The organism is Oceanicella sp. (assembly GCF_056449545.1).
In genome coordinates, this window is sequence record NZ_JBWOMN010000004.1 from 1 (window position 1) to 13,480 (window position 13,480).

10 protein-coding genes are annotated in these 13,480 nt (G+C 64.9%); 5 read left to right on the top strand and 5 right to left on the bottom strand.

Annotated features, from left to right (window positions below):
- A partial coding sequence (locus AC1HC7_RS00300) for a hypothetical protein (protein WP_479498528.1) occupies window positions 1–290 on the top strand: 290 nt, incomplete at its 5' end.
- 47 nt (window positions 291–337) lie between these two features.
- Here AC1HC7_RS00300 and AC1HC7_RS00305 read toward each other — a convergent pair.
- Window positions 338–1,717 (bottom strand): APC family permease, encoded by a 1,380-nt coding sequence (locus tag AC1HC7_RS00305; RefSeq protein WP_479498529.1) that lies wholly within the window; start codon window positions 1,715–1,717, stop codon window positions 338–340.
- Window positions 1,718–1,808: 91 nt separating this feature from the next.
- Window positions 1,809–3,692 carry an alanine/glycine:cation symporter family protein gene (locus tag AC1HC7_RS00310; protein ID WP_479498530.1) on the bottom strand — a complete coding sequence of 628 codons (1,884 nt, stop codon included), beginning with the start codon at window positions 3,690–3,692 and terminating at the stop codon, window positions 1,809–1,811.
- A gap of 262 nt (window positions 3,693–3,954) precedes the next feature.
- Between AC1HC7_RS00310 and AC1HC7_RS00315 the strand changes: the two genes are divergently transcribed.
- Window positions 3,955–6,702 carry a CRTAC1 family protein gene (locus tag AC1HC7_RS00315; protein ID WP_479498531.1) on the top strand — a complete coding sequence of 916 codons (2,748 nt, stop codon included), beginning with the start codon at window positions 3,955–3,957 and terminating at the stop codon, window positions 6,700–6,702.
- A gap of 105 nt (window positions 6,703–6,807) precedes the next feature.
- Window positions 6,808–8,214: a hypothetical protein gene (locus AC1HC7_RS00320; protein WP_479498532.1), complete on the top strand. Its 1,407-nt coding sequence runs from the start codon at window positions 6,808–6,810 to the stop codon at window positions 8,212–8,214.
- 92 nt (window positions 8,215–8,306) lie between these two features.
- Here the strand turns inward: AC1HC7_RS00320 and AC1HC7_RS00325 are convergent, their stop codons facing one another.
- From AC1HC7_RS00325 to AC1HC7_RS00335, 3 genes are all read right to left on the bottom strand, one after another.
- The gene (locus tag AC1HC7_RS00325; protein ID WP_479498533.1) at window positions 8,307–10,013 is read right to left on the bottom strand and encodes a protein O-mannosyl-transferase family; all 1,707 of its coding nucleotides are present in this window, start codon (window positions 10,011–10,013) and stop codon (window positions 8,307–8,309) included.
- Window positions 10,014–10,106: 93 nt separating this feature from the next.
- Entirely contained in the window at window positions 10,107–10,346 is a 240-nt protein-coding gene (locus AC1HC7_RS00330; protein WP_479498534.1) for a hypothetical protein, read from the bottom strand.
- Between the two features lie 203 nt (window positions 10,347–10,549).
- Complete coding sequence (locus AC1HC7_RS00335; protein WP_479498535.1) at window positions 10,550–11,347, bottom strand: hypothetical protein; 798 nt, start codon at window positions 11,345–11,347, stop codon at window positions 10,550–10,552.
- Between the two features lie 75 nt (window positions 11,348–11,422).
- Here AC1HC7_RS00335 and AC1HC7_RS00340 point away from each other — a divergent pair, with 75 nt between their 5' ends.
- Together AC1HC7_RS00340 and AC1HC7_RS00345 are read left to right on the top strand one after the other, a co-directional pair.
- Window positions 11,423–12,883, top strand: a complete 1,461-nt coding sequence (locus AC1HC7_RS00340; RefSeq protein WP_479498536.1) for a sulfatase family protein — start codon at window positions 11,423–11,425, stop codon at window positions 12,881–12,883.
- 18 nt (window positions 12,884–12,901) lie between these two features.
- The gene (locus tag AC1HC7_RS00345) at window positions 12,902–13,459 is read left to right on the top strand and encodes a hypothetical protein (RefSeq protein WP_479498537.1); all 558 of its coding nucleotides are present in this window, start codon (window positions 12,902–12,904) and stop codon (window positions 13,457–13,459) included.
- The last annotated feature ends 21 nt before the right edge of the window (window positions 13,460–13,480 follow it).

A 13,480-nucleotide genomic window follows, 5' to 3' on the forward strand; every position in this document is an offset into this window, starting at 1 on the left:
GCACAGGCGTCGGGACTGCGACGGGGCTCGTGATTTCCGCGCCGGATCCCGACGGCGAAGGGCGCGTGGTTTTGTTCACGGGCGAGGATGCGGACGGCGTGTATCAGACGTTCACAACGCAGGTCAACATCATGGCCGACGGCTGGTCATGTGTGCGCGGGCGGCGACCGGCTGATCCTGGGCCGCCCGCTGGCCGCCGTGAAAGGCGCGCCGGACCGCGCGGCGTCCTGGCTGGGGTTTCTTGCCGCGAAGGCGTGGCGCACGGCCAACCCGAAGGCTCATCTGGGTGAGCCTCTGGGCCTGACTCCTGCGGAGTTCTTCGCGGGTTTGCGCTAACTTACTCGGCAGGCTCTTTGCCCGGAGCCTCGCCGTGGCCAAGTACGCTCTCTTCGAAGCGCTTGAGACGTCCGAGTTCTTGCGTGATCTGCGGGCTGATCGAGCGGCCCGTGACGAGCCGTAGGCCAGCTTCGAAGAGGAATGCGAGGGCGAAAATACCGGCCACAAAGATCAGAAAGTGCGGGTTTGAGCGCGTGGTGTAGGCGATCGCGAAGCCGGCGGCGCCAAAAGTGCCGAGGGCGGCGAGGGCCACGAGGCTGCGGCGTGCGCCGGTCTTCTCGCACTGCCTCAGGTGGGCGGCATGGGTGAAGCCTTGGATCAAAAGGACGGCGATGGCGGCGATCGAGGCGATGGCGCCAAGGTCAAGGAAGATGACCATCGGGACGATCAGGACGGCCGAGATCAAGAGCCCTTCCGTGTTGTTGAAGACGGAGTACTCGTAGGCCTCGGGCAGGTCACCGTCGCGGGCGAGGGTGTAGCTGATCTGGGTCACGGAGTAGAGCGTGGCGTTGATCGCCGAGGCCGTCGCAAGCAAGGCCGTCGCAGCCATGATCTTGAAACCCAGAGGGCCAAACGCGGGGCGCACAGCGGCGGCGAGAGCGAAGTCCTTGTCCTTAATGATCTCGTCAAGCGGCAAGCTGCCGAAGACGGCCACCGAGATGGCGACGTAGAGGACGGCGACCAGCAAGATCGCGAGCGTCATCGCACGCGGCATGGTGCGCTTTGGATCCGGCATGTCCTCGACGCTGTTGGTGATCACGCTGAAGCCCTGGAAGGCAAAGAACGTCAGACCGAGGGCGAAGAAGATGTTGATGGGGGCGGGCGCTTCAGTGGGCGCGAGCCTGGTGGGATCGATGTAGCAGAGCGCGGCAACGGTGAAGACTGCGAGCACGCACAGCTTGACGATCACGATGGAGCTCTCGGCCTTTGCGACCAGGGCGGCGCCGACGAGGTTAACGCCCACGAAGACGGCCAAAACCGCGACCGACGCGAGGTTGATCCAGGTTGTCGTGGGCCCGCCTGCTGCGTACGACGCGGCGTAGGTCCCGAAGGACTTGGCGACAGCTGCGAGGGCCACCAGCTGCGCGAAGTAGAACAACACGCCGAGCGAGCCCGAGACAAGGCCCTCGCCGTAGAGCTGCGTCAGGTACTCGATGATGCCGCCGCGGCTCGGGTAACGCACGGCCAGCTTGCTGAGCGAGTAGCCACACAAGAGCGCCACAATTCCACCGATCAGGAATGACACTGTCACGAGGCTACCTGCGATCGCGCCGGCCTCGCCGATCACGATGAAGATGCCCGCGCCCACCATGGAGCCAATGCCCAGGAAGACGGCGCTCCAGAGGCCAAAGGCCTTGGGCTCACTTGTTACTTGTTCCATGGCGGTGTTCGAGTGAGTTTGTCGGGAGTCGTGAAAAAGCCCGAGTGCTCTTTGGCAAGAACACTCGGGCCAAGGCGGGATTGGCGGGGCCCTACTTGTAGATCTTGAAGGTGCCGGCCTGGTACTCGTTCCAGTACTCGTCCAGCTTCACGCGCACCTTGCCGCTGAGCAGGACGACACCCAGGATGTTGGGCAGCGCCATGCCGAGGATCATCAGGTCGCCGAACTCGAGCACGTTGGTGGCCGAGACGATCGAGCCGAGGAACACGAAGCACAGGAACAGCAGCTTGTAAGCCAGGCTGGCCTTGTCGCCAAACATCCAGCACCAGCAGCGCTCGCCGTAGTAGCTCCACGAGATGATCGTCGAGTAGGCGAAGAAGAACACGGCGACCGCGAGGACCTTGGGGAACCAGCTGATCACGCCGCTCATCGCGAGCGAGGTCAGGACCGCGCCTTTGTTGGTGGCGACGGCGTGGGCCATCGCCGGATCGGTCGAGTTGTAGGCGCCGGTGATCACGATCACGAGCGCGGTCATCGTGCAGATCACGACCGTGTCGATGAACGGGCCGAGCATGGCGACCGTGCCCTCGCGGATCGGGTAGTCGGTCTTGGCGGCCGAGTGCGCGATCGCGGCGGAGCCGGTACCGGCCTCGTTGGAGAAGGCCGCGCGCTTGAAGCCCTGCACCAAGACGCCGATCAAACCGCCGTAGCCAGCGGCCGGCGTGAACGCCTCGCTGAAGATCAGGCTGAAGGCGTTCGGGATCTCGCTCGCCATGCTGAACAGGATGTACAAGCAGGCCAGGATGTAGAGGCCGCACATGAACGGCACGATCTTCTCTGCTGTGGCCGCGATGCGCTTGATGCCGCCGATGATCACGATGCCGACCCCGATCGTCATGACGAGGCCGTAGACCCACTCGTTGCCCGCGAGCCACGTGAAGTTGCTCGACATCAGGTCCATCGACTGGTTGACCTGGAAGGCGTTGCCACCCGCGAGCGAGCCGCCGATGCACAGGAACGCGAAGAAGTACGCGAGCACCTTGCCGGGGATCGCGAGGCCACTCGAGACGTCCTTCAAGCCTTCCGAGAGGTAGACCATTGGGCCACCCATCATGCGGCCGTCTTTGCGCTTGACGCGGTACATCTGCGCGAGGCTGCACTCGACAAACTTACTGGACATGCCGAGGAAGCCCGCGCAGATCATCCAGAAGGTTGCGCCGGGGCCACCGACCGAGATCGCGATCGCGACACCGGCGATGTTGCCCAGCCCGACGGTCGCGGACAGCGCACTCGTGAGTGCCTGGAAGTGGCTGACTTCGCCCTCGTCGTTGGGGTTGTCGTACATGCCGCGGGTGACACTAAGCGCGTGCTTGAAGCCGCGGATGTTGATGAAGCCCATGCGGATCGTGAAGAAGATCGCGCCCAGCACGAGCCACAGGACCGCGAATGCGACGCCGGGGCTATAAGCGGCCAGCGTGGGAGCGGTGACGGCGTCGTCGCCCGTGGGGACCTTGATGTCAAAGCCGCGCGAGCCGTTCTTGTACTTGGTTTCGAGCGTGGTCGTGACGGCGGCGAGCGCGTCGCTCTCGAGCAGCCCGGCGGGCAGGTTCAGCGTCAGGTTCGACTCGCGCGGGTCGAGCTCGCCGTTGGCCTCGAGGGTCGCGATCATCGCCTCGACAGTCGCGACCGGGTCGGCCGCGAGGTTGCCGCTGGCGCCCGAGGCTTCATCCTCGCCGTGGAAGAGGTCGTAGAAAATGAACCCGGCGAGGACGCCGTTGACCTTGCCAAACGTGTCGTTCGCCCCCTTATTAAAGGATGCCCACCAGCCATCGGCTTCGACAGCAGCGTCTCCCTTGGGGATCGCGCTTGGCTGGGCGACCTCGGGACCCGGGTCGGGTACGAGGGAAACCGCCGAGGCAGAGGGGAGGGCGAGGGCTAGGAGTGCCGTTGTTAGGAGCAGCAGCTTGTGGCGCATAGGAGGCGTCGGGGCGGTCGGGGAGGGACTCGGGGGGATGTCTCAGGGCCCCAAGGTAGCGGGGAGGGGCTCATCGCACACGGTCAAAAATGGGACCTACCGGGATCAGACACGTGGCAAGGGCAATGGAACTTCCTGCAAACCCCCGTTCTGCTTACAGGATTTCAATTCAACGGTACGATTGGGGTTAATGAATCCCCGCGTGATGAGCGGGGCTTGCCGTCGCCCCGGCACACCCAGTCCCAAAATCGTGACTCCCCCTATGAACACGTTCAAACGCATCCTGCTTACCCTCGCCGCTGGTGGTCTCGCCGCAACCTCGCTCCAAGCGCAGTCGGTCGTGGTCACCTCGCCGCCCCCCGGATCTCAGACGCCGATCCCCAGTGCCGAGATCACGGGCTTCGTGATCGACCCGCTCGAGTCGGTGAACGAGGTCTTCTTCCGCACGCGCTACACCGATGGCACGCTGTGTCCGCCGATCGAGAGAGACGGCGGCTACACGGCAGGCAGCCTCGGCTGGGCTTACGACATCACGTGGGACGGCTCTGGATTGGGCACGTTCACCGGGCGTATGAAGTGGCTCGCGGGTGGCACCAACTTCCTCGACATCTATCTGCCGACCGACACGCTTGGCAGCCCGAACTACTCGCAGTCGGTTGTTCTGCAAACAGCTGGCGTGCAGCCGACCGACATCGTCGGCAACATCCACGCCGTGCAGCGCACGATCGACGTGTCGGATGCCCAGGGCAACGTCGGCGCGTTTGCGTTCCGCGTCGACCTGATCAACACAACGGCATCGACGACGATGAACGTCGACCTGACGGCGAAGCTGACGCTGCCCGACCAGACGGTCGTGGACTTGCCGCTTGGCGGACCGGGCGTGAACTCGATCGCGTACTCGATCGCACCGGGTGACTTCTCCTACACTTCGGTGCAGGACCAAGCCGGCATGACGTTCAGCTTCCCGCTCGACACGGCGCCGATTCCGCAGCCGATCCAAGAGGGCCTGTATCACATGGAGGTCTTCGTCAACCAAGGCCCCGCGCTGATCTGGTTCGACGAAGACGTGGACTTCGAGGTCACCGATCGCACCGGCAAGCCGTTCCGCGACGTGACCAAGATGGCGGGTCTACAAGACATTGCGTTCCAAGGTGGCAACCGCCCGGCGGCCGGCACCTGCGTGGCGGTCTTCGATTACAACAACGACGGCCTGACCGACCTGTTCTTCTCGAACCCAGCGGCCGACGAGACCTTCCTTGTGATCGGCAACAACTGGCCCTTCCCCGGTGGTCACAACTATCTGCTTCAGAACAACGGCGACGGAACGTTTAGCGACGTGACCGCGGCCTCTGGCGTGACCGGTGACATGACGAAGGCCTCGTACGGCGTCACTTGGGGCGACGTCGACAACGATGGCGACTTGGACCTGTTTGTGGGCAACCGCAAGCGCCAGCCATTCATGTACCGCAACAACGGTGACGGCACCTTCACCGATGTCGGCCAGGGCTCCTTCGGGACACCGCACACCGAGTGGTGGATGGCGCCGCGCTTTGGCGACATCGACGCCGACGGCGACCTGGACCTGTATGTCGCGAAGTACATGCAGACGTTCAACACCACTTGGGCGCTGACCGGTTGGGTCAACGACATGTGGCGCAACGAGTTCGAAGAGGGCATCTTCGACCCGCTCTCACCGGGTTTCCCGATGTTCACCAAGATGAACGCGATCAGTGGCACGGCCTCGAAGGGCGTCAGCCTTGGCTCGTATTTCTTTGACTCGAACCGCGATGGCAACTTGGACCTCGCCGTGCACAACGACTTCGGCGCCTTCGCGATTCCGAACGAGCTGTACGAAGGCGATGGCACGGGCGCTTTCACCGACGTGAGCATTGCGCGCGGCTACAACGTGGGTGAGTTCTCGATGGGCGAGACGGTCGGCGACTTCAACGGCGACGGTTTCCTCGACGTGTACTCGACCAGCATTGGCCGCAACTCGATGCTGCTTGGCGACGGCGCGGGCAACTACACTCAAGGCGTGCTCGGCAGTGGCGCCGAGGGCGACTACATGACGCAAGGCCCTCAAGCTGATGGCTTGAACCTGAACGACAACTGGGGCGCGATGTCGTGGGACTATGACCTCGACGCCGACACCGACTTGTATGTTGTGGGCGCCGACCTGTTTACCAGCTTCAACATGCCGATCGCCGAAGTGCATCCCGACAACGTCTTCAGCAATGATGGGACGGGGCAGTTCACGCAGCAGGCGACTGCGCTCGGCCTCAACAACGGCGCGCGTGGCCGTGGTGCCGCCCTTCTGGACTTCGACATGGACGGCGACATGGACGTCATCGTGCCAGCCGAGAACGAGGGCGCGACGCTGTACCGCAATGATCAGGTGACGGGCAACCACTACCTGACTCTGCGTCCCGTGACGCACCGCTCGGCACCCGGTGGTTTCAATACTTACTTCGAGGTCACAGCCGGTGGCCAGAAGCAGGTGCACGAGCTGATGGCCGAGAACGCGCACGGCAGCCAGAGCGACAACGCCTACACGTTTGGGCTCGGCGCTAACGCGGCCGCCGAGGTCACGGCGTATTGGACCCGTGGTGGCTCGACCACGCTCTTCTCGCAGGCCTCAGACGTGGTCAAGTTGATCCACGAGACGGTCGTCGAGATCAACGGCGAGATCGACGGTTCGGTGCAAGAGAACACGCTGGCGAACCTGCGCTTGATCGGCCCTCCCGGTGGCATCGCGATCGCCGCGATGAACGACCCGGCGGTCCCGTTCCCGTTCCCGCTGCCCTCCGGCGGCGCGATGGACATCTGGCCGAACTTCAGCTTCCTGAAGGTCGCGATCCTGAACGGTGCCGGTCAGGCCACATGGACCCTCGGTCCGGTGCCTCCGGGTTTCGTGGGTGCGGTCTTTGACTTCCAAGAGGTGACGCTGAACCCGTTCACGTTCATCTACGACTCGAAGTCGGGCGTCAGCTCGATGACGATCGTTCCGTAAAGGAAGAGCTTCGTATTCAGTCAGCGGGCGCCGCCTTCCGATTCGGGAGGCGGCGCCCGTTTTCGGGGCTCGGATTCGGATGGCGGGCTGCCAGAAGCCAACTACGTGCAGAACGAGTGGTTTTCGCAGGCTCTTGCTGCCACATCCACGCGCGTGTTGCGTACCGTGCCTCTCTGCGACCCGCACCCCCTTGAACCCTTCATTATGTTCTTCACGATCCTGCCTGCTCTTCTTCTTTGCGCCGCTCCCGTCCCGGGCGATCTGACTCAGGCCGAGCTCGAGTCCATGTCGCACGACATCCTGGCAGCGATTGAAGAGCTACGCGGCGACAAGTACACACGCGACGTCAAGGTCTCGATCGCCGACAAAGCCGGCTTCCTCGAATACGCCGACGATCGGATGGAGCGCACGACCACGGACAATCAAATGCGCAGCGACGAGCTTGTGATGAAGCTCGCGGGGCTCGTCGATCCCAAAATGGACTACATGGGCAAGCTGATGAGCCTTCTGGAAGACCAAGTTGGCGGGTTCTACGACCCGGGCACCGAGTCGTTCTGCTTGATGTCCAGCTTCCAAGGTGGCCTAGCCAAGATCATCCTGGCGCACGAGCTGACGCATGCGCTCGACGATCAGCTGTGGGACATCGATGGCACGCTCGATCGCTTGGCCGGCAACGCCGATGCACAGATGGCCTATCAGGCTGTCGTCGAGGGAAGCGGTACCTCGACGATGAACGAGTGGACGATGAAGCACTTCGGCAAGGACATCTCGATGAAGGACCTGACGGGCGCCAGCGAGATGGATATGGGCGGTCTCGAGGATGCGCCCGCGTCGCTTTGGAAGCCGATGCTGATGGTTTACATGAAAGGCGCGGCGTTCTTGAAGCGCACCGACAACGTGATGGCGGGGCAGATGGGCAGCGTCGATCGCGCGGATCTTGAGCGCGCGTTCACGGCGCCGCCGATGTCGACCGAGCAGATCCTGCACCCCGAGAAGTACTGGGACGAAGAGCAGTATGACGCGCCGACGCCGCTTCGCATCGACACGTCCAAGCTTGAGGCCGACGGTTGGAGCCTGATCAACCAAGAGACTCTGGGCGAGGCGACCTTGGCCCTTGTGACCGCGCCGGATTCGGAGCGCGGGGGACTTGACGTGTCGAACCCGATGGCGCTGTTGGGCCTGCGTTACACCAACAAGGCGGCCGAGGGTTGGGACGGCGATCGTTACGTGCTGCTCGAGAAGGGCGACATGTTGTACTTCCACCTGACGACCGTTTGGGACAGCGAGAAAGACGCGGCCGAGTTCGCCGAGAACTTGGGCCGTCAGGCCGAGAAGTTGGAGGCCGCGCGCAATGTGATGAGCGCAAACGGTCTCTCGCAGTCGAAGGCCTTTGCGCGTGGGAACCGTGTGGATCAGTGCTGTGTACTGGGCGCACCCGAGGGCTTCGATCTAGAGGGCCTCGAGGCCGACCTCAAGGTCTTGCAGGTGCTCGAGCCGCTTGGCTCGAAGTAGGCAATCGCGAACCCCGCTTCAAAGGGCGTCTGCAACACGGCACGCCCGGCACGCAACTTGTGCCTGGCGTCGTATGCGTTGGATTCGCCCGGCTAGAGCACGGCGCGTCGTGCGCGGGCTAGGCGTGCGAGTTCTTGGCGCCAGGGATCTTGGTACGCGCCGGGCTCGAGGTTGAGGAACGGCCACGGTTGGGTTTCGGGCGAGATGGCTTCCGATGCGGTCGCGGGCTCGCCCAGCCACCAGAAGCTGAGTTGGGCTTGCAGGGGAAGGTCTTCGGCGATGCGGGGACTGGGTTTCCCGATCATCGCGATGCCGCTTGGGTTGCTCGCGAGTTCGCGCAGGAACGGGACTTGGGCGATGCGGCGGGAGCGCGGATCGGTGTCTTCGGGGAGGGCTGCAGTGGCGGTGGCGAGGCGCGCGAGTGCGGGGCCAAGCTCGGGGCGCGCAGCTTCGAGCTGGGCGCAGTACCAGGCGGCGCTAAGCAGCTCGCGGTCGATGACAAGAACGTCGGGGCGTAGCTCGAGCGTCACCTGCGCGTACAGAAGCGGGAAGAACAAGACGTCGCTGTAGCCGAGGCGGTTGACGACCAGGATGCCGCCATCTGGCATGTCTTCAAGCACGGTGCGGGCATAGGCCTCGGCCTCGGTGACCTCCGACATGTCGGTGAAGGCAGCAAGCGTCGGTTGGCCGGCTTCCTTGGAGTCGTCGCCGTAGCTCGGCGCGACGTGAACCATGGCGAGCAAGAGGCCGCCAAGCAAGAGGAGCGGCGGTGGCAGCCGGTCATCAAGGCGCTCTTCGATGCGCGCGAACAAGAGCCCCACAACGGCGGCGCTGAGCACCACGACCGGCGTGAAGCTACCGGCCAAGCGTACGCGGGCGATCTGCTCGTCGACCGGCCAGTGCTGCGCCCAGAAGAGGCCGAGCGCGGTGACAAGCAGCGTGACGCCGGCAAGCACAAGCCGCACGTCGGGCATCAGGACCGCGCTCGTGTCGCTGGGATTGTTGCCATCGCCCACACCTTGGGATTTGGGACGGCGCAGGCCGAAGACGAGACAGACGAGGATCAAAAGCGGCCACTGACCGACGAGGTGCTCGGCGACGAAGCTGGCTTGGGCCGCGAGGTCGCGCTCGGGCCCAGAGCCAAACTGGCGCCTTAGCAGGTGGTCCATCAGCGAGCTGAGGCTGTCGATGCCGCCCCAGTTGACGGCCGGGTTGCCGGCGGCGGCGAGCGGGACGTACAGGTAGACCGAGAGGCCGAGCGCGAGGCCGAGCGCGGCGCGGCCACCGACTTTGGGCAGGGGACCTGCGCGCAGGACGCCGAACACGAATAGCGGGAACAGGAAGACGGACGCGGGGTGGGCGGCTAGCGCAAGGCCGAAGAGCAGGCCGAGGAATGCGGGCCGCGCATGCAAAGCCGCGAGCAGCATCGCGCCGGTGAGCGCGGCGGCGAGGGCGTAGGTCTCGACCACGACGGCTTGCGCCGCGAAGGTGGGCGACGCGACAAGCAGGCCGGCTGCCAGGAAGCCCGCGATGTGCCTCTCGCCATTGCGGCCTTCCACGAAGCGCGCGACAAACGCGACGCATAGGGATGCCGACAGGACCGAGAGCAGGACAAGCGCGCGCGCGGGCTCGATTCCGAAGAGACCCAAGAGCTTGGACCAGGTGCCGCCGATCAGCATCAACAGCGGGAAGCCGGGCGGGTGCGGGACGCCAAAGACGCTGGCCGCGGCGGCGAGCTCGCCCGCGTCTTCGAAGGTGAGCCCCGGCGCGGCGGCGCGCAGGAGGACAAGCACGGCCACGATGAAAGCGAGCGCAGGCGTGACGTAAGATGGGGAGCGGGGCATCCCCCGAGGTTAGCGAGCAGGTGCGCGTGGCACCACGTTAGAAGTGGCTCACCACGGGAACGGCAGTCTGCGGATTTGGCCGAGGAAGTCGCTCATGCCCTGCCAGAAGCGGTCCCCGAAGAGCAGCGCGCCAAGAGCGCACGCGACGACTAGGCCGGCCGCAAAGAGTGCATACGTGCCGTGCTTCATCGGCATGAACCACCAAAGCGAAGCGCCCAGCAAAAGCCCAAGAGCCCCGCCGCAGCCGAGGCGAACCGCCCTGTCCATCGAGTCGAGAGGCTTCTTCATGCTTGGATCGTACTCCGGGCGCACCGGCTGATTCACTTGCGCGAGGACAAACCCTTAGGGCTGATCGAATCGCCAAGCGCGCGTGACTTGGTCGGCTTCCGCCAGCGTGAGCCCGAGCCAGGCTTCGCCGTAGCTGGTGGGCCCGGGACCGAGCGCGAGCGCGATGCCGAGAGGGACAACCGGGTGCGTGAGGAGGGACGCCACTAGCCGAATGCGACGCCGTCGCGGCGTTTGCGGGGGAGGCCGCCCGCGACGCGGCCGAGCATGAGGAAGACGCCTTCGATGCGATGGCCCGGGCGCGGTGGTGGGAGGTCGTCTTCGGCGAGCTGCCACGGGCTGATGAAGACTTCGAGCGGGGTGCCCGGGGCGTCGAGTTCGATGCGCGAGACGGGGGCGCCGGTGAGGTCGTTTTTGAGGTGCGTGATCGTGCGGATGCGCATGGAGATCTGCATGCAGGCGGCGGGCGAGGCGGAGTCCCCGAGCGGCGCGATGGCGGCGCCGTGGGGCTGCTCCAATAGATCGTCGCCGGAGTCGTAGCGGTTGGGGCTGTCCTCGTTGGGGCCGATGTAGTCGACTTGTAGCGCGAAGCCGGCGAACATGATCGCAAGCACGTGGCCGCGGGGCAGCGCGCGTGGCAAGCGGGCGGCGTCGGTCAGGTAGCAGGTGAGGTCGTGGCCGTCGTGCTCGTCAAAGGGCGAAGACGGCGCGGGCGGATCCGTGCGGCCGACGAGGATTGCATCGCCGGGCGAGTCGTCGAGACGCTCGAGCTTCCACAGAGCGACGCGGCGCCGGTAGCGGCTCGTGTAGAACGGCCACAGGGCGGGGCGCAGCGAGCCGTCGCGGTCGAGGCGCAACTCGAGCCCACCCGCGAGTGGCAGGCGCAGGTGCTCACCGTCGCGACCGCGCCAGGCCGTCGGCTGGCCGCTGTCGCGGATGGCGCGGGTGACAGCTTCGAGGTCCCAAGCGGGAGAGAAGCCGATGCATTCGAGCAGGAAGTCCAAGGTGGTCCGGGGGCGGGTGCCATGTGGTAACCTCCCGCGATGCGGCAGGATACGTTTTTATTGGGACTTGGGCTTGTGCTGTCTTCGTTCGGCCTTGGGTCGTGCGGGAGCAGCGAGGCGGTGCGGCCGAACGTGCTGGTGATCTCGGTCGATAGCTTGCGGCGGGATCACGTCTCGGCGTATGGCTACACGCCGATCTTCGCCAAGGGCGAGGCGACGACGCCGGCGGTGGATGCGCTGGCAGCGGAGGGCGTCTTGTTCGAGGATGCGGTCTCGACGACGTCGTGGACGCTGCCTTCGCACATGGCCTTGATGACGGGGCTCGAGGACACGCTGCATGGTGTGACCGACAACGCCAAGCGGTTGGATCCGGCGATCGAGACGATGGCCGAGGTGCTGGGCGCGCGCGGGTATCGGACGGCGGGCTTTTTCAGCGGGCCCAACCTGCACCCGGTGTTTGGGTTTGGGCAGGGTTTTGAGCAGTACGAGAACGCGTCGGGCATCGAGCTTCCGGACGCGGCGTTTGAGGCTTCGGCCGAGGATGAGAACGCCCTCTTGAGCGTGCACAACGACTCGCACCAAGGGCTAACAAGTCCCGAGGTGAACCGGCGCGGACTTGAGTTCTTGGACTCTGCGGTGGACACAGACGAGCCGTTCTTTCTGTTCCTGCACTACTGGGATCCGCACTACAACTACGTGCCGCCGGCGGAGTACGCCACGCGGTTCGATCCCGATTACGCGGGTGCATCGGACGGCTCGAAGTTCATCTACACGTACGACATCAAGTCGCCGCGCGACATGCAGCACATTCTGTCGCTGTACGACGCCGAGATCCGGTACACGGACGATCACATCGCGCGCGTGCTTGAGCGGCTCGACGACTTGGGGCTGGCCGACGACACGCTTGTGGTGTTTGTCAGCGACCACGGCGAGGAGTTCTTCGAGCACGGGAAGAAGGGGCATCAGCGCAACTTCTTCGAGGAGTCGATTCGGGTGCCGATGGTGATGCGCTGGCCGGGGCATCTGCCCGCGGGCGAGCGCGTGGTCGGGCAGGTACGCTTGCAGGACGTGCTGCCAACGGTGGCCGAGCTGGTGGACGTGGCGCCGCCAAGTTACGTCACGGGGACAAGCCTTGTGGGTTTGGTGGAGGGTGGCGGTGAAGCGCCTCCATCGCAGCTGTTTGAGCTGAACTTGCCGCGCCGCGATACGCATCGGTTTGGGCTGCGCCAAAACGGCCTGTACGTGTACTGGGATCAGACCGAGAAGAAGGGTGCGTTCTACGACTTGCGCACCGATCCGAAGGAGCTGCGGCCGACGCCGCTGGGCGACTTGGCGACGTCGGACTTGCCGGCTGCGAAGCTGTTGCGCGCGCGGCTTGCGGCGGCGGAAGAGGCGCGCGCGAGCGTACCCTCGACACCTGGGCACACGGGCCTCGAGGGGCTGCCGGATGAGCTCGAGCGCAGCTTGCGCGCGAATGGTTACCTGGGCGACATCGAGGACGACATGCCGGCGCCCAAGGACAAGGGTGGCGAGTAGATGACACGTGCTTGGCACGTGGCGCTGGCGGCTTCGCTGGCTCTGGGGATCTTGCCGCTGGCCTCGGGCCTGCACAGCGCGCGGTTGTTCTTCGCGAACAAGGCGGGCGCGAGCGAGGCGAAGCAGCTTGAGAGTTTCAAGCTGCCGTGGACGCAGCCGGCTTTCCTCGAGATGGTGCAGCGGCTTGATGCCGTGCTGCCCGAAGACGCGGCGCTGTTGTGCACACCCGCGGGCGGCGACGATCGCACGGGCAAGTCGCGGTGGTTCTTGTTCTTGGCCGACGCCTTGTATCCGCGGCGTGTGTATGTGCGCAAGCCGGCGTTTGCGAGCGGCACGCTAATGGACTATCCGAGGTGGATCGACTTCCACTTCGACGTGTTGGATACGGACGAGAGCGGGCTTGGTTTCACCTCGCTCCGCGCACGCAAAGAGGTGCTGCGCGAAGACGCGGAGCGGCTTGCCGAGCGCGGCGTGGATTGGGAGCTTCGCTTTCAGCTTGATCCTGCGCAGCCGTTTGCGGGCGCGGTGCTTCTGCACGGCGGCGAGCCGGTGGCGTTGGGCGAGGTGGCGCCGTGACGGTCGAGCTTGCGGGCCTTG

Bases quoted from the DNA above. Each gene is read 5' to 3' on its own strand.
- AC1HC7_RS00305 (WP_479498529.1), bottom strand. From the start codon at position 1,717: ATGGAACAAGTAACAAGTGAGCCCAAGGCCTTTGGCCTCTGGAGCGCC.
- AC1HC7_RS00310 (WP_479498530.1), bottom strand. From the start codon at position 3,692: ATGCGCCACAAGCTGCTGCTCCTAACAACGGCACTCCTAGCCCTCGCC.
- AC1HC7_RS00330 (WP_479498534.1), bottom strand. From the start codon at position 10,346: ATGAAGAAGCCTCTCGACTCGATGGACAGGGCGGTTCGCCTCGGCTGC.
- AC1HC7_RS00315 (WP_479498531.1), top strand. From the start codon at position 3,955: ATGAACACGTTCAAACGCATCCTGCTTACCCTCGCCGCTGGTGGTCTC.